Origin of the sequence: Spiribacter sp. 2438 (assembly GCF_009676705.1) — a bacterium.
GTDB lineage: Bacteria > Pseudomonadota > Gammaproteobacteria > Nitrococcales > Nitrococcaceae > Spiribacter.
In genome coordinates this window covers 869,974-890,984 of the sequence record NZ_CP046046.1, presented here as the reverse complement: position 1 = coordinate 890,984, position 21,011 = coordinate 869,974, and the positions used below count along the sequence as shown (strand labels likewise).

The window sequence follows — 21,011 nt, the reverse complement described above, 5'->3', positions numbered from 1 at the left end:
TCGCCGTGACCGCCAGGGGCTCTCCACGCTTCTGGGAGCAGGGCGGATGGCCCGTGCCGCTGCTGACTCCTCTGGAGGGGGTCTATCGAATGGCGGTCGCGGCCCGACGGGGTTATTACCGCCGCAACCCCTACGCCGAGGGGCGATTACCCGCTCCCGTTCTCGTGGTGGGCAACCTGACCGTTGGCGGTACCGGCAAGACGCCACTGGTCATCTGGCTGGTGGAAAAGGCCCATTCCCTCGGCCATCGGCCTGGAGTGATCCTCCGGGGCCACGGCGGACGGCGGCCAGGTCCCGAAGCCGTCTCGCCGCAGTCCGACCCCCGGGAGGTCGGGGACGAGGCCGTATTGATTGCCCGGCGCACCCACTGCCCGGTGGTGATCGGTCGGGATCGGCCGGCCGCCGGCAAGGCTCTGCTGGATCGGGGTGATGTGGACCTGGTGATCAGCGACGATGGTCTCCAGCACTATCCGCTAGGCCGGGACGGAGAGATTGCGGTGGTTGATGCCCGGCGCGGGTTGGGTAACGGGCATTGCCTGCCCGCCGGCCCCTTGCGGGAGCCACCGGCCCGCCTCCAGACCGTCGACCTGATCCTCGCGAATGGCAGCGGCTGGCCCGGGGCAGACGGCGAGTTCGAACTCCGGCCCGCCGATTTGCTGCCACTGACGCCGACTTCGGCAACACAATCGCCACCTCAGCCCGGCCAGACCGTGCATGCGGTGGCGGGCATTGGCCATCCGGAGCGGTTCTTCACCACGCTGGAGTCGTTGGGATTTCGGGTGACGCGCCATGCCTTTGCCGACCATCACGGCTTCCAGCCTGCGGATCTGGAATTTGCAACCAACGGCCAACCGCTGATCATGACCGAAAAAGACGCGGTGAAGTGCCACGGATTCCCGCTCACCAACAGCTGGATCCTGCCGGTTTACGCTTCACCGGACGAGCCCACTCAGCGCCGGCTCACCCGGCTGCTGGGGCGCATTACCCACAAACCCGCGGGTCAAGGAGTCCCATGAGTACCGAATTCGTTGTCGTCATCCCGGCCCGCTATGGATCAACGCGGCTACCGGGCAAACCACTCCTGAAACTCGGCGGCAGACCGGTGATTGCTCACGTCTGGGAGAAGGCCATTCGGAGCGGGGCCACTCGCGTCATCGTTGCCACGGATGATCCGCGGATCGCCGAGGCGGTGGAAGGGTTTCAGGGCGAGGTCTGCATGACGGCGACCGACCATCCCAGCGGTACCGACCGCCTGGCGGAAGTGGCGGCAAAGTCCTCATTCGACACCAACGCCATCGTCGTCAACCTGCAGGGCGACGAACCACTGATGCCGCCAGCACTGATCAAACAGGTGGCAGAGACGCTGGCGGCACAGGGCGCCGCCGCCGTGGCAACGTTGGCCGCACCGATCACGGACATTGACACGATGCATGACCCGCACACCGTCAAGCTCATCACCGACCGCCAGGGCCGTGCGCTGTACTTCAGTCGAGCGCCCATCCCGTGGGATCGCAGTGGGGACACGAAGACATTGCTGACCTGCGCCCGACGCCACCTCGGGCTCTACGCCTATCGCGCTGGTTTTCTGCAACGTTATCAGCAACTCGCGCCGAGTGTCTTCGAACAACTCGAGCAATTGGAGCAGCTCAGAATGCTGGCGGCGGGGGAGTGGATTCAGGTGGCGGATGCCATGACCGAACCCGGCCACGGCATCGATACCTCCGCGGATCTGATCGCTGCGGAGACACAAATCGCCCGGGGCGCCTAGCTCTCCCCGGACGCCTTTTCGGTCTCGGTTTCGCTGCCGCTCGCCTGGGCGCCGCCGGCCGGAATCCTCGGCCGCCCCGACCAGCGTCTCGGATCCTTCTCGGCGGGGGCAGTCTGACCCGAAGACCGGGTTTTTCGCTGAGTGACGACGCCAGACTCGGCTGGCGGCGATTCGGGCGCCGGGGTCGCGGCGGTATCCGCGCCGTTGGCGGGCGTTGGAGCGGCTTCCTCACCGTTGGTGGATGTTGACGTGGACTCGCTCCCCTCGGCAGCGGTGGCACCATTGCCACCACCACGCCGGCGGCGGCGACCACCGCGACGGCCACGACGACTCCGTCCGGACGGTTTACCCTCGGTCTGCTCGTCCGCCGGTTTGGGGGCGGACTCCGCCGCGGCACTCTCGTCGCCAGACCCCGTCACCTTCGCGGGTTCCTCATCAGCGCCTGACGATTTCGCTGCGGACTTTTCCGGGGTTTTCGGGCTGCCATCGCCGGCAGCGCCACCGCGGCCTCCGCGGCGCTGACGGCCACCACGCTCACCCGTGCCCCGACGGCCACCGTCTCCCTGACCGCGCCGACGCCGGCCACTGCCGGAACGGCTATCCTTATTCGTGTCATCTCCAGTGGGTTCCGACTCGGATCGCTGGGTTTCCGGCTCGGACGGGGTTTTCCGGCGGTCCGCTTCAGAGGCGGGCGCCTCATTCTCAGCGCCGGCCACCAGCCGCTTCAACCAGCCCAGCAGGCCCGGCCCCTGAGCCGTGGTTTCGGCGGGCGCCGATGTCGGCGCACTGGCCTTTTCGGCGCCGTTATCCCGCCGGGAAGGTTTCGCGGGTTCCGGGCGAGCCGGTGCCGGTGTGCTCGGCGTCACGCCCTTGACCGCGGGTTCCTCGGCTCGAGGGCGATCCGCCGTCAGCAGCTCCTCGGCCTTGCTGGCGGGCGCCTCTTTCTGAGCCATCCGATAGCTGGTAGCGGCTTCCGGCTCCTCGTCGCCCCGCAGACGCTGCAACTCGTAGTGCGGGGTCTGCACGTGAATATTGGGAATCAGAATGACCTCGATGCCATTGCGACTTTCCAGCTCGGCAATCACGGCCCGTTTTTCGTTGAGCAGGAAGGTCGCCACATCCACCGGCAGCTGCGCCAGCACTTTCCCGGTTTTGTCTTTCATGGCTTCTTCTTCAATGATCCGAAGCACAGAGAGCGCGATCGACTCGACATTGCGGATGGTGCCTTCGCCACCACAACGGCTGCAGACCTCAACGGTGGATTCGCCCAGCGAGGAACGCAGCCGCTGGCGGGAAAGCTCCAGCAGGCCGAAACGGGAAATCCGCCCGAGCTGAACCCGCGCACGGTCCTGCTTGACCGCGTCCCGCAGCCGGTTCTCTACATCCCGCTGATTACGATTCGGCCCCATGTCGATGAAGTCGATGACGATGAGACCGCCCAGATCCCGAAGACGGAACTGCCGGGCGATCTCGTCGGCGGCTTCCAGGTTGGTCTTGAGGGCGGTCTCTTCGATGTCCGAGCCTTTGGTGGCCCGGGCCGAGTTGATATCGATGGAAATCAGCGCCTCGGTATGATCAATCACCAGGACCCCACCGCTGGGGAGCCGAACTTCGCGCTGAAACGCCGACTCGATCTGGCTTTCAATCTGATAGCGACTGAACAGGGGAACCCGATCGTCATAAAACTTGAGCTTTTGCAGGTTGTGCGGCATGACCTGCTGCACAAACTCCCGGGCGCGCTCATAGACTTCGCGGTCGTCGATCAGAATTTCGCCGATGTCCGAGCGCAGGTAATCCCGGAGCGCACGAATAATGACGTTGCTCTCTTGATAAATCAGGAATGGCGCGGCTCGGGTGGTGGCTGCCTTGCTGACGGCGCTCCAGAGATTCAGGAGGTAGTCCAGATCCCATTGCAGCTCTTCGACATTTCGGCCAACACCGGCGGTGCGGACAATCAGCCCCATGCCCTCGGGGGTGTTGAGCTCCCGCAGGGCATCACGGATTTCGTTCCGCTCGGAGCCCTCGATCCGACGGGAGACCCCGCCGGCCCGCGGGTTGTTGGGCATCAGGACAAGATAACGACCGGCCAGGCTGATGAACGTGGTGAGCGCGGCGCCCTTGTTGCCGCGTTCTTCCTTTTCGACCTGGACGACCACTTCCTGGCCTTCCTTGATGACATCGCCGATGGAAACCTTGCCCGGGTCGGCGTCATCGCTGCCCTGGAAATATTCGCGGCTGATTTCCTTGAAGGGCAGGAAACCATGGCGTTCGGCGCCATAGTTGACAAAAGCGGCCTCGAGGCTGGGCTCGACCCGGGTAATCCGCCCCTTGTAGATGTTGGCTTTCTTGCGCTCCCGCGCCGGTGTCTCTATGTCAAGGTCATAAAGGAACTGACCGTCGACCAGGGCCACGCGCAGCTCTTCGGGCTGCGTGGCGTTGACAAGCATTCTTTTCATGCCGAATGGATCTCCGGCGACTGCCCCTGAGACACGCCAGCGAGATCCGCGTGCCGGCGCTGTGCCGCGCAGAAGCGGCAAGCGTCAACAGCACGCCCGTGCCATGGGTCGGCATCGGGAGAGGACTGATTCGCAGGACAATGGGACCCGTCATGAGGGTTGGCTCGCGGGCGCCGGGGCAGGCGCTCTGTCTGGTTGATGAATTGTTGTCGGGAGAGACGGATTTGCCCGCCTCTCGAAAGCATTCTGCCGAGTGGGCCAGCCGGTGCTGAAAAGCATGGCGCCGGCTCCATCTCGCCGGCGGAGAATAGCATTTGCCAGGGCCACCGTCCAAAATGCCCTCCCGGGGGCAATGTGGCACCCTTGCCCACCGATGCAGGCGGAGATGACATTGAGCCAGGTTCGCAAGGAAACCGTGCCGGCGGAACTCGCCGGACAACGGATCGACAATTACCTGCTGCGGATATTGAAGGGTGTGCCTCGCACCCGGATTTATCGCCTGTTGCGTCGTGGCGAGGTGCGAGTGAACAGCGGACGGGTCAAACCCACCCACCGGCTGCAGGCGGGTGACGAAATCCGCATCCCGCCGGTGAGGCGGATCGAGTCCGAATCGGTTTCGCCATCGGACCGGGTGCTCGCCGATCTTGAGACTCGCATCCTCCATGAGGACAAACGACTGCTGGTGATAGACAAACCGGCGGGACTCGCCGTCCATGGCGGCTCAGGCATCGCCTATGGCGTCATCGAAAGCCTCCGGCAGCTGCGCCCGGACTGCCAGCTGCTGGATCTGGCTCACCGCCTCGACCGGGGCACAAGCGGCTGCCTGGTGATCGCCAAAAGGCGCTCCACACTCCGGGAGCTTCACGAGGCGTTCCGGAAAGGGACGGTAGAAAAACGTTACCTGGCGCTGGTGGCCGGTCACCTCGAGGCAGTCCGCCGCCGAGTGGATGCGCCGCTAAGGGCGCAGACCGGAAAGGGCGGCGAACGCATCATGGTGGTTCATCCCGAGGGTCAGCCCGCGCGAACCGATTTCATTCAAAAAGAGTCGTACAGGGGCTGGAGCCTGGTCCAGGCCGTTCCCAGAACCGGGCGGATGCACCAGATCCGGGCGCACGCCGCCCACATCGATCATCCCATCGCCATGGATGAGCGATACGGTGACCGGAACCGGGACCAGGCGTTACGGAATCTGGGCCTGAAACGGCTTTTTCTCCATGCGGAGTCGATCCGGTTCGATCTGGACTCCACGGGACCCATTAACATATGGGCGCCGCTCCCGGCCGCCCTGCAGACATTAACGGAGCAACTGAACCATGCAGGATGACGACAACTGGGCAAGAGAGAGCCTTCGGGAAATCGCTCTCGAGGGAATTCGCGAGCGGCGCCGGGCCCGGCGCTGGGGAATCTTCTTCAAGCTGCTCGTCCTGCTGTACCTGTTCGCGTTGCTGTTTTTCTCGACGCGGCCGCTGCTCGGGCTGGCGGAAGATCGCGCGGTGGGTCCCCATACCGCCGTGGTCAAGGTCGAAGGGCCGATCATGGCCGATAGTGCAGCCAGTGCCGACCGCGTCCTGGCTGGCCTGCAGCGGGCCTTCGAGGCGGAAAACGCCCTGGGTGTCATGCTGGAAATCAACAGCCCGGGCGGCTCCCCGGTGGAGTCGAGCCGAATCTACCAGGGCATCGTGGCGCTTCGGGCCGCCAACCCGGACATGCCGGTTCACGTGGTGGCGGGTGACAGCCTGGCCTCCGGCGCCTACTACGTCGCCGCGGCCGCCGATGGGATCCACGTGGACGGCGCCACGGTGGTGGGCTCCATCGGCGTCATCAGCCGAGGCTTCGGATTCACGGATGCCATCGACCGACTGGGCATCGAACGGCGGACTTATGCCGCCGGCGATGCCAAGTCCGCGCTGGACCCCTTCGAAGCGCCTGACCCCGAGGCCGTCGAGCACCTTCAGACCATGCTCGATGACATTCATGCGCAGTTCATCGCTGCCGTGCGCGAGGGGCGGGGTGATCGCCTGACCGAGGAAAACGATGCGATTTTCTCCGGGCGGATCTGGACCGGCCGCCACGGCATTGAACTTGGCCTGGCGGATGCGCTGGGGACACCCCAGAGCGTCGCCACCACCGTGATTGGTGCCGAACGACGGGTTGACTACACGCCCCCGCGGAACCTGCTGGAGCGGGTGTTCGAGCGCATGGGGGGCGCCGCCGCCCGGGTCTGGATACAGATGCAGCAGCCCGGTTGGCAGACCTGATCGGGTCAGGGGAGGGTCAGGGGAGTGTCATGCCCACCTGAGAGAGCAGTCGAACGAGCGCAATTAATGGAAGGCCAATCAGCGCGTTAGGGTCGTCTCCCTGAATTCGCTCGAACAGTGCGATACCCAGGCCCTCGGCCCGAAACGCCCCGGCGCAGTCCAGGGGCTTTTCTGTGGAGACATACCGACGGATGGCCTCCCGCTGAAGCCGCCGAAACTGCACCACGGTGGGCACCTGCTCGACACGGATCCGCCCATTTGCCGGGTCATGCACGGCCAGCGCCGTCCAGAGGGTGACGGCCTGACCCGATGCCTGCATCAGTTGCTCGATGGCACGGTCCTCGGTGTGGGGTTTGCCAAGAATCTCACCCCGAAATTCGCTGCATTGGTCAGAGCCAATCACAATGGCATCCGGCCGGCCCTCGGCGATGGCGGCCGCTTTTTCCCGAGCCAATCGGCACACGTAGTCTTCAGCGGGTTCGTCCGGTCGCCGGGTTTCATCGATATCGGGACTTTGCTGCTCAAAGGGCACTCCGAGCCGAGCCAGGAGCTCGGCGCGGTACGGGGAAGAGGAGGCCAGAATCAGGGCAGGCATGGATCACTCCGTATTCAACAGCCCGGTGTCGGTACGCCAATTGTCATCGCTTCCCTAACCGGCAGCAACGGCATCCGCGCCGTTTTGACAGGCTTCGGCGCCCTCCCTATCATTCGCGGGCTATGAATACCGCGGGGCTGCCGCCTGAAATCGACCTCGACGCCCTGGGCGCGGGGGAATGGCATTGGTCAGGCCGGATTCCCGGCGAGTGGCTGGGGCGGCTGTCAGAGGCGGTGCATCGAGTGGCCTGGGCGGAGGCCGAGGTCCGGATCATCCGGGACTACGGGCCGCCCCTGATTCAGGGGCGAGCTCGGGCGGGCGTGGATCCGGTCTGCGAGCGCTGCCTGAAACCCTTCGAGACCGAAATTGAGGTAGAGTTCGAGGGTAGGGGGGTCGCGGCGCTGACCCACACGGACAACGCCGGTGAGGCCATCGAAGAGATTCAGCTTGCTGGTGGGCGTCTGGACCTGCGGGAATTGCTCGAAGACGAGCTGATGCTGGCACTGCCCGTGGTCCCGCGGCACGAGGATGAACAGTGCGATGGCGGACACCGATCATTCGGGCCCGAGGCCGCGCCGACGGACAAGGTTTCTCCGTTTTCGGTACTGGAGTCACTCCGGTCCCGGAACCGGGACTCGGACGATTAAACATTCAACCAATTGGCAGGATTCGACATGGCCGTACAGAAATCGCGTAAAACGCCGTCCCGCCGGGGCATGCGCCGCAGTCACGACGCGCTGAAGGGACCGACCCTGAGCACCGAGCCCACCACCGGTGAAACCCACCGACGGCATCACATCTCCGCGGACGGCTACTATCGTGGCCGCAAGGTGACCTCCGGCGACGACGAGTAAACTCACCCGGGGTTTCCGGGGAGGCCGCTCCGGCATCGGCGGGAGCGGCCGTTTATTTATGGGCAGGATAATCCAGCGCTGATGACCGATCGTTGCAGGCTCACCATCGATGCCATGGGCGGGGACCACGGGCCCACCGTGACCGTACCCGCCGCGCTGGCCGTTCTCGATCGGCATCCGGCACTGGAACTCATCCTGGTGGGGGAGTCGGCCGCCATCGAGTCGGCTCTGAGAACCTGTCCGGATGAGAATCGGGACCGACTCCGGGTCCAGACTGCCACTCAGGTAGTGGACATGGACGAGGCACCCTCCCAGGCGCTGCGGTTCAAGAAAGACTCATCCATGCGGGTGGCCATTGATCTGGTCAAGAATGGCGACGCCGACGCCTGCATCAGCGCGGGAAACACCGGCGCGCTGATGGCCACTGCCCGATATGTCCTGAAAACCCTGCCGGGCATCGATCGTCCGGCGATCTGCACCACCATTCCCTGCCGCGACGGGCATTTCCGGATGCTCGACCTGGGAGCCAACATTGATTGCACCGCCGAACACCTGTTCCAGTTCGCGGTCATGGGCGCCGTCCTGGTTGAGGCGAGCGGGGATAGCGATCGCCCTCGGGTCGGGCTGCTGAATCTGGGCGAAGAAGAAATCAAGGGCAACGACCAGGTCAAGCAGGCCGCACAAATGGCCCAGAACAGCGACCTCAACTACATCGGCTACGTTGAAGGCGACCGGATGTTTCGCAATGTGGCGGACGTCGTGGTCTGCGATGGCTTCACGGGCAATGTGGCCCTGAAAAGCAGTGAGGGCGTAGCTGCCATGATCTCCGACTATCTGCGCGAGGAGTTCCGGCGAAGCCCGTTCACCCGCCTGGCCGGGCTGGTGGCTCTGCCGGTGCTGCGCTCACTGCGGCGGCGAATGGACCATCGCCGCTACAACGGCGCCAGTCTGCTGGGACTGCGAGGCGTGGTGGTAAAAAGCCACGGCAGCGCCGATCAGACGGCTTTTGAGCAGGCCATTGAAACCGGCGTGCTGGAGGCGAGGGAGCGCATTCCGGACCGCATTGACGAGCGCCTGAGTGCCCTGTTGCACGGGGAGAACCGGCTGTGAGCCATGCCCGTATCGCTGGCACCGGCAGCTATCTCCCCGCCCGAGCCATGACCAATGCCGAGCTTGAATCCCTGGTGGACACCTCTGATCAGTGGATTCGTGAGCGCACCGGCATCATTGAGCGCCACATTGCGGATCCCTCGGAATGCTGTACGGATCTTGCCGAACAGGCGGCCCGCCGGGCCATTGAAGCGGCCGGTCTGATGCCGGAGGACATCGACCTGGTCATTGTGGCCACATCGACACCGGATCAGGTCTTTCCCAGCACCGCCTGCCGACTCCTTGAGCGCCTGGGCATTCATGGCGGACCCCCGGCCTTTGACATGGCAGCGGCCTGTTCGGGATTCGTCTACGGCCTGGACACGGCCACCCGGTTCATCGCCACCGGTGGCGCCCGTCGCGCTCTGGTGGTCGGCGCAGAAGTCTTTTCACGAATTCTGGACTGGACGGACCGAAGCACCTGTGTGCTGTTCGGGGACGGGGCCGGCGCCGTGGTCCTGGAGCAATCCGAGCAGCCCGGAGTGCTGTCCAGTCACCTGCACGCCGACGGCCGTCAGGAGCCCCTGCTGAACGTTCCCTGGGGCGTCGGGCAGGGATACGACGCACTCAACGGCGACACTGGAACCGTCAGCATGCGTGGCAATGAAGTCTTTCGTGTCGCGGTCCGTACCCTGGGCGCCCTCGTGGACGAAACTCTGGCGGCGAATAGCCTGGATCGCAGCGACGTGGACTGGCTGGTTCCCCATCAGGCCAACATCCGCATCATGACCGCCACGGCTCGCCAGCTGGGGCTGTCGGTGGACCGGATGGTCAGCACCGTTGAGCGGCATGGCAATACCTCCGCCGCGTCCATCCCCCTGGCACTGGACACTGCCGTGAGGGACGGCCGCATCCAGCGGGGTGACCTTCTCCTTCTCGAAGCGTTCGGCGCCGGATTCACCTGGGGATCCGCGCTGGTGCGCTACTGACCGGAGTCATCATGACCGCACGAGCTGATCTTGCATTTCTTTTCCCGGGTCAGGGATCCCAGTCCATCGGCATGCTGGGGGATCTCGCCGAGCGCCACGCGGTGGTGCAGAAAACCTTCATCGAGGCCTCGGCGGCCATGGGGGAAGATCTCTGGAAACTGGCCTCCGAAGGGCCAGAATCCCTAATGAACCGCACCGACCACACGCAGCCTCTGATGCTCACCGCCGGCGTAGCCGTCTGGCGAGCCTGGCAGGAGGGCGGCGGCCCGTGGCCCGGTTTCATGGCCGGACATAGCTTGGGGGAATATACCGCCCTGGTGTGCGCCGAGTCCCTGGATTTTCCCACCGCCGTGGAACTGGTCCGTGACCGCGGCCGGTTCATGCAGGAAGCGGTGCCGGAAGGTGAGGGCGGCATCGCTGCAGTGCTGGGTCTGGACGACGACGCCATCCAGTCGGTGTGTGCCACGGCCACCGCTGACGGAGTCGTTGAGCCGGTGAACTTCAATGCGCCGGGTCAGGTGGTGATCGCCGGTCATCGGCAGGCGGTAGACGCGGCACTGGAAGCGGCAAAAGCCGCCGGCGCCAAGCGCGCGGTCCATCTGCCGATGAGTGTCCCGGCGCACAGTTCGCTAATGGAACCTGCCGCTGAAAAACTCGCCGAGCGACTGACCCGGATCAATATCGAGATGCCCGCCGTGCCGGTGGTCCACAACGTGGATGTCCAGGTGAGTGACTCCGCCGAAGCAATCCGCCAGCGGCTGGTGGATCAGGTCCGCTCCCCGGTCCGCTGGACGGAATGCGTTCAGGCACTGGTCCGGCGCGGGGCCGAGCAGGCAGTTGAGTGCGGCCCGGGTCGGGTACTGGCCGGCCTCAACCGGCGGATCGACCGTCGCATCAACTCACAGGCCATCTACGACGCTGATACGCTGGCATCGGCGCTGAATTCACTGGAGGAACCATGAATCTGGACATGCAGGGATCCGTTGCGCTGGTGACCGGCGCGAGCCGGGGCATCGGTGCCGCCGTCGCACACGGTTTGGCCGAGTGCGGTGCCACGCTCATCGGCACGGCCACCACCCCCCATGGCGCCGAACGAATCACCAGCCAGTTCACCGAAGCCGGCCTGAACGGTCGGGGGGTCGCGCTGGACGTTACGGATCGGGGCGCGGTGGACAGCCTGGTCGCCGACATCACCAAAAGCGAGGGTGCGCCCGGCATTCTGGTGAACAACGCCGGCATCACCCGGGATGGTCTGGCCATGCGCATGGCCGACGACGACTGGGACCAGGTGATCGACACCAACCTGAGTGCGGTTTTCCGGGTCAGTCGGTCCGTTCTCCGGGGCATGATGAAAGCCCGTGGCGGCCGGATCATCAACATCGGCTCGGTGATCGGCCTGATGGGCAATGCCGGCCAGACCAACTATGCAGCCGCCAAGGCCGGTCTGCTGGGGCTGACCCGATCACTGGCCCGCGAGGTGGGCAGCCGCAACATCACCGTCAACGCCATCGCCCCGGGGTTTATCGCCACTGACATGACCGACGAGCTGGAAGCCGCCCAACGGGACGCGCTGATGGCGCAGACGCCGCTGCAGCGCCTCGGCACGCCGGAGGACATTGCCGCCGCCGTCTGCTTTCTGGCGTCGCCGGCGGCCGGCTTTATCACCGGTGAGACCCTCAGTGTGAATGGCGGATTGTTGATGCCCTGATTCACCGCTGGCAGATTGCAAGAGGATTCCCTAGAATACGGGCGCATTCGGGCCCGGCCCAATTCCGTAAACCGAGAGGTAGGAGCGAGATGAGCAGTATCGAGGAACGCGTCAAGAAGATCGTCGTGGAGCAACTGGGGGTGAAGGAAGAAGAGGTCAATGCCGAAGCTTCCTTCGTCGACGATCTCGGTGCCGACTCCCTGGACACGGTGGAGCTGGTAATGGCGCTTGAAGAGGAATTCGAGTGCGAAATTCCTGACGAAGAAGCTGAGAAAATTACGACGGTTCAGCAGGCGATCGACTACATCAATCGCCATCTGGAACAGTGATCGCGTTATAGACGAGCCGGACTGCCGGCACGTCAGGCGAGCAACCTCGGGGCCGGCTTTGTCCGGCCCGGTTTTTGTCTGGTGGTCGAATCCGGTGAGGGTGAGCACTTGAACGGAAGACGGGTAGTCATCACCGGCCTGGGAATCGTCTCACCGGTGGGGAACACGGTGGCCGGCGCCTGGGAAGCCATTCGGGAGGGCCGCAGTGGCATCGGACCCATCACACGGTTCGATACCGAGGCTTTTCCCGTCCGATTCGGCGGTGAAATCCGTGATTTCGATATCACGGAATATCTCAGCCGAAAGGACGCTCGCAAAATGGACCCGTTTATCCACTACGGCATTGCCGCCGCCGTGGACGCGCTGGCCGACGCGGGTTTAACCATTGGTGAGGACAACGCTGAGCGCGTGGGGCTATCGGTGGGCTCCGGTATCGGCGGCATTCATTCCATTGAGGAAGGCCACAAGACCTGCCTTAATGCCGGGCCGAGACGCATTACTCCGTTTTTCATTCCCAGCGCCATTATCAACATGGTGTCGGGCAATCTCTCCATTCTGCTCGGGGCCAAAGGACCCAACCTGGCCACCGTGACCGCCTGCACCACGGCCACGCACAACATTGGCCAGAGTGCGCGACTGATTGCCTACGGCGACGCGGATGTGATGATTGCCGGCGGAGCTGAGTTCGGCACCACCCCCACCGGATTGGGGGGATTCGCCGCGGCGCGGGCGCTCTCCAGCCGCAACGACGATCCCACCGCTGCCAGCCGGCCCTGGGACCAGGACCGGGACGGATTCGTCCTCAGTGACGGGGCCGGCGTCCTGATACTGGAAGAGTTCGAGCATGCCCGCCAGCGCGGTGCCGATATCTACGCCGAAGTTGCCGGATTCGGAATGAGTGGCGATGCCCACCACATGACCCTGCCTGCGGAAAGCGGGGAAGGGGCCTCACGCTGCATGAGCCTGGCGCTGCAGGACGCCGGCATGAACCCTGAGGACATCGATTACATCAATGCCCACGGCACCTCGACGCCGGCCGGAGATCGGGCCGAGGTGTTCGCCGTCCAGAGCAGCTTTGGGGATCATTCCCGACAGCTGGCAATGAGCTCCACCAAGTCAATGACCGGACATCTGCTGGGCGCCGCCGGGGGCGTCGAAGCGGTGTTCACGCTGATGGCCATGCGGGATAGCGTGCTGCCACCGACCATCAACCTGGAAAATCCCGATGATGACCTGGTGATGGACTTTGTGGCCAACGAGGCCCGGGACGGACGGATCCGTGCGGCACTGTCCAACTCCTTCGGTTTCGGGGGCACCAACGGCACGGTGATATTCCGCGCCCTGGAAGCGTGAGCAACCCCGGCACGCAGCGATTGATCAATGGCGAGGCCGGCGCCGCGCTGGACCCGGGTGATCGAGGGCTGCGGTACGGCGATGGGGTCTTCGAAACCCTGGCCATTGTCGATGGCGCCCCCGCGCTCCTTGAACCGCATCTGGAACGTCTCGAAAACGGCTGTCTTCGTCTCGGCTTTGACGCGCCATCCAGACCCACATTCCTGGCCGATATCGGCCAGCTGTCACTGCCCCGGTTCGGACTGCTGCGACTGACCTGCACCCGGGGGCCGGGTGGGCGCGGTTACCAACCGCCCGCGTCACCTGCGGTCAATCGCATCGTCGAGGTCTCGGAAGCGCCGGCCCGTCCCGCCGCCTGGTGGCGGGACGGCGTCAAGGTCCGGCATTGTGCCACGCACCTGGCGGTTCAGCCGCGTCTCGCCGGCATTAAGCATCTCAACCGCCTGGAACAGGTGCTGGCGCGGGCGGAGTGGACCGATCCGGAGGTCGCTGAAGGTCTGATGACCACACCGGACGGCCGCCTGGTGGAGGCCACCGCCTCCAACCTGATTATCGATGACGGAGATAAGCTGATTGTCCCGGATACCCGCAATGCGGGCGTGGATGGCATCATGCAGGCGGCACTACTGGATCGGGCCATCGTCCGGGGTATCCGCCACGAGCACCGGTTCATTGCTTCGAGGAGCGTCGATTCCAGTCTCGGCGTAATGCTCTGCAACAGCCTGATTGGCGTCTGGCCCGTTCGCTCCATCGATGGCCGCGACGCCCGCTGGCCTGATCGGGTTCGCGAGCTGCAGGCGATCGTTAATGAAGAACGGCTGGCCCTGTCACCGGAGGTTCTCGGGACACCATGATTCGACCCGTGTTGCTTGCAGCAGGCCTGGCGATCATCGCAGTGGTGGCGGGTGCCGGCTATTGGCTCTGGAGTGGGATCCACGAGATCGAGAATCGCTCGATGATCGAGGAGGCGACTGTGGAACCAGCGCCGGTGGAGGTCCGACCTGGTCAGAGCTTTGCCGCGGTGGCCAATCAGCTGGTGCAGCGGGATCTGGTGACCGACAGCACCCGCCTGCGGCTCCATGCCCGCTGGCACGGCTACGCCGACCGGATCCAGCCGGGCGAATATGCGCTCGAACCCGGACTGACCGTCGCCGAACTGGTCCGTCGGATGGCCCGCGGCCAAGTGATTCAGTATCAGTTCACTATTATCGAAGGCTGGACCTTCGGCACGCTCTGGGAGCAACTCGGACTGCATCCGGCGGTGACGCCGACGCTCCCCGCCGACGCCACCGAGTCCGAGATCATGGCCGCGATTGATCGTGATGAAGTGGCCGCCGAGGGACGCTTCCTGCCGGAGACCTACCAGTTTGCGCGGGGCACCCGGGATATCGATATCCTGCGACGCGCAAACCGCGCTCTGGAGCGCGAGTTGACCCGAGCCTGGGAGCAGCGGGTGGGCCAACTTCCGCTGGATGAGCCGGATGAGGCCCTGATTCTCGCCTCCATTATCGAAAAGGAGACCGCCGCGCCGGAAGAGCGCCGCCGCATTGCCGGGGTATTTGTTCGTCGCCTGGAGCAGGGCATGCGGCTGCAGACCGACCCGACGGTGATTTACGGCCTCGGCGATCGCTTCGATGGCCGCCTCCGAACCCGGGATCTGCGGGAGGACACGCCATTCAACACGTACACCCGTCACGGCCTGCCACCAACGCCCATCGCCATGGCGGGACGGGCATCCATCCACGCCGCGGTTGACCCGCTGCCAGGTGATGCGCTGTTCTTTGTGTCCCGGGGCGACGGAACCCACCACTTTTCCGCCACCTATGATGAGCACCGCCAGGCCGTGCGACGCTATCAGCTGGGGCTGGACGAGCCATGAAATCCGGAGGCTTCATCACCGTTGAGGGCATTGAAGGTGCGGGCAAATCCACCGCGATCGCCCGCATCCGGCAATGGCTGAAGGGCAAGGGCCATGACGTCGTCGTTACCCGGGAGCCCGGCGGAACGCCTCTCGGGGAAGAGATCCGGAGCCTTTTGCTAGCCCATCGGCAGGGCGGCATGGCCCCGGAGACCGAGGCACTGCTGATGTTCGCCGCGAGGGCAGAGCATCTCCGCACGCTGATCGAACCGGCCCTGGCGACGGGACAATGGGTCGTTTGCGACCGGTTCAGTGACGCGAGCAGCGCTTATCAGGGGGCAGGGCGGCAACTCGGGATGGATCAGATCAAAGTCCTCGCGCAGTGGACTCATCCCGGGCTGGAACCGGATCTGACCCTGTGGCTGGATGTGCCGGTGGAGCTGGGACTGAGACGCGCCAACGGACGCAGTCGCCCGGATCGGTTCGAGTCCGAGAAAGCGGTCTTTTTCGAGGCCGTGCGTCAGGGGTACGCGCAGTTGACCGCCGAGGCGCCCCAGCGTATCCGGCGCATTGACGCCAGCGCTGACCTGGCAACGGTCACCGCTGGAATCGAAGCGGTCCTGGAGCGCCACTTCAATGACTGAGGAGGCCACGCGCTCCGGCCCGCTGCCTTGGCAGCGTCAGGCCTGGCAGCGGTTTATCCAGACCGTCGTCGATGGCCGCGTGCCCCATGCCATCCTGCTCGCGGGTCCGGCCGGCATTGGCAAAACAACACTGTCCCACCTGATGGCCGCCCAGCTGCTCTGCGAGACGCCGGGCGCCACGGAGCCCTGTGGTCATTGTCGGGGCTGCCACCTGCGACACGCCGGCAGTCATCCGGACGCCCGGCTGCTGGTACCCGAGGAGGGCGGCAGCGGCATCCTCAAAATCGAGGCTATCCGCCAGCTGGTGGATTTCAGTCAGCGCACCAGCCAGTACAGTGGATACCGGGTAGCTCGCCTGTTACCGGCGGAGGCCATGAACCGGTCCGCGGCCAACGCCCTGTTAAAGACCCTGGAGGAGCCGCCCGCCAGTGTGTGCCTGCTTCTGGTGAGTCACCAGCCCTCCCGGTTACCCGCAACCATTCGCAGCCGCTGCCAGATCTTCCGGCTGGGCGTGCCACCCCGGGCCGAGTCGCTTCAGTGGCTGAAGACCCAGGGCATCGCCAACGCGGCGGAGGTTCTGGACCTGGCAGGCGGGGCGCCGTTCCTGGCCCGGCAATTGGCGGAGCACCAGGCCGTGGATCAGGACCAGGCCCTATTGACGGCTCTGGCCGGGATTGTGAGCGGTCGAGTGGACGCCACCGCCACGGCGGCGGACTGGCGGGAGACGGGGGCGCGGCCCCTCGCGGTCATGATGCAACGAATCACACTCCGGGTGGCTCGGGCCCAGGCCGGATCGGCCACCCCCGGTGCCCAACCGGCCATCACCGCCATTGCCAAACGGCTACCGCCGGCTGCCTTGCACGCTCTGGCCGGTCGGCTCAATCGGTTGCGGGCTGCCTCCGAACAGCCCCTCAGCCGCGAACTGTCCGCCGAAGCACTGTTTCTCCTCTGGCGCAATTCTTCTGCAATCCAGGAGGTTACGGACGATTAATGATTGTTGACTCCCACTGCCACTTCCATCTGCTGAAACGCCCGGAAAGCGCCGACGAGGCTCTGAGAGAAGCCCAACGGGCCGGCGTGGATTATTTCCTTAATGTTTCTGTCGCCTTCGAGGAAACCCCGAATCTGTTGGCCTTTAGCGAGCGCCACGCGGCGGTTTTCACCTCCGTCGGGGTCCACCCCTGCGGTAGCGGAGAGGACCCAGCAGCGGAACAGCTTGCCCGTCAGGCCAATCACCCGGGGGTGGTCGCCATCGGCGAGACGGGCCTCGACTACGGGGATGGGCCCGGAGACTATGGGTGGCAGAAAGAGCGGTTCCGTCGGCACATCGCCGCCGCCCGGCTGGCGGGTCTGCCGATTATCGTCCACAGTCGTATGGCCCCGGCGGACACCCTGCGACTGCTCCAGGACGAGCGCGCCGATGAAGTCGGCGGCGTAATTCACTGCTTTGTTGAAGACCTGGCCACCGCCCGGGGATTTCTGGAGTTGGGGTTCTATCTGTCGCTCTCCGGGATCCTGACATTCCGGGCCGCCGATGCCCTGCGGGAGACCGCCGCCGCACTGCCCATGGACCGGCTACTGGTGGAGACCGACTGCCCCTATCTGGCCCCGGTGCCCCATCGCGGCCAGGAAAACCGGCCCGCCTGGGTCAGCACCGTGGTCGATAAACTCGCCGAAATCCGCTCGCTTTCCTCGGCGGCGGTGGCCCAGCAAACCGCCGAGAACTTCTTTGCCTGCTTCCCGCGGGCGGGCGAATCGGTCAGGTCAGCGCCGTTCTAAACCAGCCGCCCCAAAATGCGGAACCCCGCTAGATAGGTGCCGATGCCGGAACCGATACCGGCGAAAAGGAACACCAGCAGGGTCCGAGCGACCCGGTTATGCCACCAGCCGCTCCAGTGGGCCACGGCATCCCGCAATTCGCGAAAATCCGCCACCCGCGGCCGGCGCATCATCACTTCGATGGCGCCGGCCACCATGCCTGCACCCACCGTCGGATTCAGTGACGTGAGCGGGGCGGCCACAAACGAACCGGCGATGGTGAGCGGGTGCGCCCGCGCGAGGGCCACCCCGAGGGCACACAAGGTGCCGTTGATGAGCACCCAATCGCCAACCAACTGAAAGCCCAATTGCGGGCTTCGGCTGAAGCCAATGGCGAAACCGGTCAGGATCACCGCCACCACCGCCCACGGAATCAATCGCGGCCAGCGTGACGGCGGCGGCATCTCCTCCAGCGCCTGGCGGGTTTCCACGGGATCATCAATGCCTTCACGCAAGTGGGCTTCGAGACCATTCAGATGCCCCGCGCCCACAACCACCAGGACCCGCCGGGGCGGGCCCGCGGTGGCCTCGTCGGACTCTTCCAGCAGGCGAGCCGCCATGTACTCATCACGTTCTTCAATCAACGGCCGGTACATAGCCCGGGATTCCGCGGCGAATTCATTGAAGGTGGACTCGAGGATGTCGCCTTCCTTGAGCCGCTCGATGTCCTCGGCAGTGACTTTCTGGCGGGAGAGGAGACTGGCAATCAACCCAGTAAATATCGAGTAGCGCTGCCACCACGGCACACTGCGATAGACCCGCTTGAGCGTGGTACCGATTTCCCGATCCACCAGCCAGACCGGCAGGTGGCGGCCGCGTGCGCCTTCCACGGCGGCTTTCAGCTCTTCGCCGGGGCGGATGTCGAATTGCTGGGCGAGCCGCTGCTGATAGGCCCCCAGCGCCAGTGTCGCCATCACCATACCCGCGCGACCGCTGCGCAGGACCTGAAAGAGATCCAGTTTCTCGAGGGCATCCGGATCCATCAGGCTCTGATAGCGGCTCTGACAGAGTTCAACGGCGACGGCATCATAGTCGCCTGTCGCTATTTCCCGGCGAACGTCAGCCACACTGGCTGGTGACACGTGGGCGGTGCCCAGCAGGACATAGGTGGTTTCGCCGGCCTCGACCCGCCGGATCAGATGAGTATTCTCGATCTCTGACATATTCTCTTTTCCCGGGAACACGCTGCATTATCAGTGCTGCAGCCAATATTGACCAGCCAACGCACCCATTGGCTCCGTCCTCGAAGATCGGGACCGGGCGGAGGGCGTGATTGACGCTTTCTCCGCCCTTCTTTTCCCATGGTCTACTGCGTATAAGATATATTATGTTAAATAATTGAATGAGCAGACTGGGACGAACTCAGAGGACTGCCATGGCAGGTACTACCCGTTCAGAGGGTAATGTTCGCGGATGTCCCACTCCCCGCGACTGAAGTGCTCGGTATCCGACAGGCTCAGTACCTGCTCCATGAAAGCGGCCACATCCACCGGATCGCTCAGCTCCCCGGCGCTTTTCAGGGCCCGGAACCGCTCCACCGCCGGAAAATCCTCGATGGATTGCTCCCGAATCAGCGTCTGCATGGGCGTATCCACAACCCCCGGGCGGAGCGTGCCGATGGCAACGCCAGTCCCATCCAGCTCCTGGCGCAAGACCTCATAGGCCATGTAAAGCCCGGCCTTGCTGATGCAATAAGCGCCCCAGCCGGCCAGAGCCCGGTGGGCGGCACCCGATGAGACATGCAGGATCCGCCCGCCCGATTCCATGACCGGTAGCAACTGGCGGGTTAACGCGATGGGGGCTTCCAGGTTGATGGCCAGACTGCCCCGAATGGCCGCAGCGTCCTGTGAGAGCAACGGCCCAACAGGCTCAAGCACCCCCGCATTGTGGATCAGCCAGCGCACCGGGCGCTGGCTCACGGCCGCGACAATGGCCGCCTGTCCGCCCTCCGTGGCAACATCGGCCACACAGGCCTCGATGTCGGGAGCGCTTGCCGCCAACGCCTCGAGCGGGACAGCGCGCCGGCCGATGGCCACCACGGTCTGACCCTGGCTGGCCATCCGCTGCGCCATTGCCCGTCCAATGCCACTGCTGGCGCCGGTAATCACCACCAATCCGGTCGACATGATTGCTCCTTACACCACGATTCGCACAGGGTCGCCCTGCTCCCAGGCGTTAATATTCTCTACGGTTTGTTCGACGATTCGCTGGCGGGCCCGGCGGCTCCCCCAGGCGGAATGTGGGGTCACCAGCAGATTGGGGATGTCCGGTTGCAGCAACGGATTGCCCTGGCGCGGGGGCTCTTCGGTCAGCACATCCATGCCAGCACCGCCAATTTCACCGCGACGCAGTGCATCCGCCAGCGCCTGTTCATCAACGATCCCGCCCCGGGCGGTGTTGATGACAAAGGCGGTGGGCTTCATCCGAAGCAACACCGCCTCATCGATGAGGTGACGGGTCTGGTCATTCAGGGGACAGTGCAGCGTGATGACATCCGCCTCGGCGACAGCCTCATCGAAGGCGACCCGCCCTTCTCGCGGCGACTCGACACCTGGGCGTTCCGCAATCAGTATCTCCATTCCATGGGCTTCCGCCAGACGAGCCACTGCCCGACCGAGTTCTCCGTAGCCCACGACCAGCAGCTTCATGCTTGCCAGCTCCCTGATCGGAAAGTCGAGAAAACAGAAGTCCGGGGCCTGCTCCCAGCGTCCGCTCCGGACAGCGTTGACGTAGGACACCAGGCCGGTGCTGAGCGCTAGCATGAATCCTATGGCGTGCTGAGCCACGGAGTCGGTGCCATAGCCACGACAGTTGACCACCTGAACGCCCCGGGCCGCCGCCGAGTCGGTGTCGATGTTGTTGACGCCGGTGGCAACCACGCAAATCAGCGCAAGCCGGGGGCAGGCCGCCATGACCTCCGCGTCTATCACCACCTTGTTCGTTATGATGATCCGGGCATCCTTCGCCCGCTCAATCACTGTTTCGCGGGAGCTTCGCTCGTAGCTGATGAACTCGGCACTCCCCTCCTCCAGTGCACTCAGATCCAGGTCCCCAAGATCCAGTGTGCCGCGATCCAGCATTACGACGTCAGCCATTTGCTCGCTCCCCCATGAATTCCAAGGTCACAGCCTAACTCAGGCAATGCACCACAACGAAGCGCCAATGGACCATGCTGTTATGCACAAGGGCCATTGACAGTTGCCGAGAACAATGAGCGAGCGCGATAAGTCAGAGGTTGCAGGAATATGACGAGGCGGATTCTTATAAAGGGCGGGTAAACTACTGTTTACAA

22 protein-coding genes are annotated in these 21,011 nt (G+C 64.4%); 17 read left to right on the top strand and 5 right to left on the bottom strand.

The annotated features are described in order from the left end of the window. The first annotated feature begins 5 nt into the window (after positions 1-5). A complete protein-coding gene (gene lpxK, locus GJ672_RS04510) occupies positions 6-1,016 on the top strand; it encodes a tetraacyldisaccharide 4'-kinase (RefSeq protein WP_229381955.1) in 1,011 nt (336 codons plus the stop codon). Beyond that, positions 1,013-1,768 (top strand): 3-deoxy-manno-octulosonate cytidylyltransferase, encoded by a 756-nt coding sequence (kdsB, locus tag GJ672_RS04505; protein WP_154296091.1) that lies wholly within the window; start codon positions 1,013-1,015, stop codon positions 1,766-1,768. Before lpxK ends, kdsB begins: the two co-directional genes overlap by 4 nt. Here kdsB and rne read toward each other — a convergent pair. Next, positions 1,765-4,224: a ribonuclease E gene (rne, locus tag GJ672_RS04500; protein WP_154296090.1), complete on the bottom strand. Its 2,460-nt coding sequence runs from the start codon at positions 4,222-4,224 to the stop codon at positions 1,765-1,767. The two genes, kdsB and rne, sit on opposite strands and share 4 nt — an antisense overlap. Positions 4,225-4,609: 385 nt before the next feature. On the opposite strand from rne, the gene GJ672_RS04495 reads away from it, so the two are divergent. Both GJ672_RS04495 and GJ672_RS04490 read left to right on the top strand, forming a co-directional pair. Beyond that, positions 4,610-5,548: an RluA family pseudouridine synthase gene (locus tag GJ672_RS04495; protein ID WP_195759560.1), complete on the top strand. Its 939-nt coding sequence runs from the start codon at positions 4,610-4,612 to the stop codon at positions 5,546-5,548. Further along, positions 5,538-6,482 carry a S49 family peptidase gene (locus tag GJ672_RS04490; protein WP_154296086.1) on the top strand — a complete coding sequence of 315 codons (945 nt, stop codon included), beginning with the start codon at positions 5,538-5,540 and terminating at the stop codon, positions 6,480-6,482. The genes GJ672_RS04495 and GJ672_RS04490 overlap by 11 nt, the downstream gene beginning before the upstream one ends. A 16-nt stretch (positions 6,483-6,498) precedes the next feature. On the opposite strand, the gene GJ672_RS04485 is transcribed toward GJ672_RS04490, so the two are convergent. Continuing rightward, positions 6,499-7,077: a nucleoside triphosphate pyrophosphatase gene (locus GJ672_RS04485; RefSeq protein WP_154296084.1), complete on the bottom strand. Its 579-nt coding sequence runs from the start codon at positions 7,075-7,077 to the stop codon at positions 6,499-6,501. Positions 7,078-7,199: 122 nt separating this feature from the next. Between GJ672_RS04485 and GJ672_RS04480 the strand changes: the two genes are divergently transcribed. From GJ672_RS04480 to GJ672_RS04420, 13 genes are all read left to right on the top strand, one after another. Then, positions 7,200-7,724, top strand: a complete 525-nt coding sequence (locus GJ672_RS04480) for a DUF177 domain-containing protein (RefSeq protein WP_154296082.1) — start codon at positions 7,200-7,202, stop codon at positions 7,722-7,724. A 27-nt stretch (positions 7,725-7,751) separates the two neighbouring features. After that, entirely contained in the window at positions 7,752-7,931 is a 180-nt protein-coding gene (gene rpmF / locus GJ672_RS04475) for a 50S ribosomal protein L32 (RefSeq protein ID WP_154296080.1), read from the top strand. An 81-nt stretch (positions 7,932-8,012) separates the two neighbouring features. Beyond that, positions 8,013-9,041, top strand: a complete 1,029-nt coding sequence (gene plsX / locus GJ672_RS04470; protein WP_154296078.1) for a phosphate acyltransferase PlsX — start codon at positions 8,013-8,015, stop codon at positions 9,039-9,041. After that, a complete protein-coding gene (locus GJ672_RS04465) occupies positions 9,038-10,009 on the top strand; it encodes a beta-ketoacyl-ACP synthase III (protein ID WP_154296076.1) in 972 nt (323 codons plus the stop codon). The genes plsX and GJ672_RS04465 overlap by 4 nt, the downstream gene beginning before the upstream one ends. An 11-nt stretch (positions 10,010-10,020) precedes the next feature. Next, on the top strand, positions 10,021-10,971 hold the full coding sequence (fabD, locus tag GJ672_RS04460; RefSeq protein WP_154296074.1) for an ACP S-malonyltransferase: 951 nt from the start codon (positions 10,021-10,023) through the stop codon (positions 10,969-10,971). Further along, positions 10,968-11,717, top strand: coding sequence for a 3-oxoacyl-ACP reductase FabG (gene fabG, locus GJ672_RS04455; protein ID WP_229381954.1), 750 nt, complete (start codon positions 10,968-10,970; stop codon positions 11,715-11,717). The genes fabD and fabG overlap by 4 nt, the downstream gene beginning before the upstream one ends. A gap of 89 nt (positions 11,718-11,806) precedes the next feature. Beyond that, positions 11,807-12,046 (top strand): acyl carrier protein, encoded by a 240-nt coding sequence (gene acpP, locus GJ672_RS04450; protein WP_154296072.1) that lies wholly within the window; start codon positions 11,807-11,809, stop codon positions 12,044-12,046. A gap of 108 nt (positions 12,047-12,154) precedes the next feature. After that, positions 12,155-13,399 carry a beta-ketoacyl-ACP synthase II gene (gene fabF / locus GJ672_RS04445; protein ID WP_154296070.1) on the top strand — a complete coding sequence of 415 codons (1,245 nt, stop codon included), beginning with the start codon at positions 12,155-12,157 and terminating at the stop codon, positions 13,397-13,399. Further along, entirely contained in the window at positions 13,396-14,253 is an 858-nt protein-coding gene (gene pabC / locus GJ672_RS04440) for an aminodeoxychorismate lyase (RefSeq protein ID WP_195759559.1), read from the top strand. The genes fabF and pabC overlap by 4 nt, the downstream gene beginning before the upstream one ends. Continuing rightward, positions 14,250-15,278 (top strand): endolytic transglycosylase MltG, encoded by a 1,029-nt coding sequence (gene mltG / locus GJ672_RS04435; protein WP_154296067.1) that lies wholly within the window; start codon positions 14,250-14,252, stop codon positions 15,276-15,278. Before pabC ends, mltG begins: the two co-directional genes overlap by 4 nt. Further along, a complete protein-coding gene (gene tmk / locus GJ672_RS04430; protein ID WP_154296065.1) occupies positions 15,275-15,901 on the top strand; it encodes a dTMP kinase in 627 nt (208 codons plus the stop codon). Before mltG ends, tmk begins: the two co-directional genes overlap by 4 nt. Next, positions 15,894-16,892 (top strand): DNA polymerase III subunit delta', encoded by a 999-nt coding sequence (gene holB / locus GJ672_RS04425; RefSeq protein WP_154296063.1) that lies wholly within the window; start codon positions 15,894-15,896, stop codon positions 16,890-16,892. Before tmk ends, holB begins: the two co-directional genes overlap by 8 nt. Beyond that, positions 16,892-17,680 carry a TatD family hydrolase gene (locus GJ672_RS04420; RefSeq protein ID WP_154296061.1) on the top strand — a complete coding sequence of 263 codons (789 nt, stop codon included), beginning with the start codon at positions 16,892-16,894 and terminating at the stop codon, positions 17,678-17,680. Before holB ends, GJ672_RS04420 begins: the two co-directional genes overlap by 1 nt. On the opposite strand, the gene GJ672_RS04415 is transcribed toward GJ672_RS04420, so the two are convergent. The 3 genes from GJ672_RS04415 to GJ672_RS04405 all read right to left on the bottom strand — a co-directional run bounded on the left by GJ672_RS04415 (position 17,677) and on the right by GJ672_RS04405 (position 20,814). Next, on the bottom strand, positions 17,677-18,882 hold the full coding sequence (locus GJ672_RS04415) for a TraB/GumN family protein (protein WP_154296060.1): 1,206 nt from the start codon (positions 18,880-18,882) through the stop codon (positions 17,677-17,679). The genes GJ672_RS04420 and GJ672_RS04415 overlap by 4 nt on opposite strands. Before the next feature lie 222 nt (positions 18,883-19,104). After that, entirely contained in the window at positions 19,105-19,845 is a 741-nt protein-coding gene (locus GJ672_RS04410) for an SDR family oxidoreductase (RefSeq protein ID WP_154296058.1), read from the bottom strand. Between the two features lie 9 nt (positions 19,846-19,854). Beyond that, positions 19,855-20,814 (bottom strand): 2-hydroxyacid dehydrogenase, encoded by a 960-nt coding sequence (locus GJ672_RS04405; protein WP_154296057.1) that lies wholly within the window; start codon positions 20,812-20,814, stop codon positions 19,855-19,857. Positions 20,815-21,011: the final 197 nt, after the last annotated feature.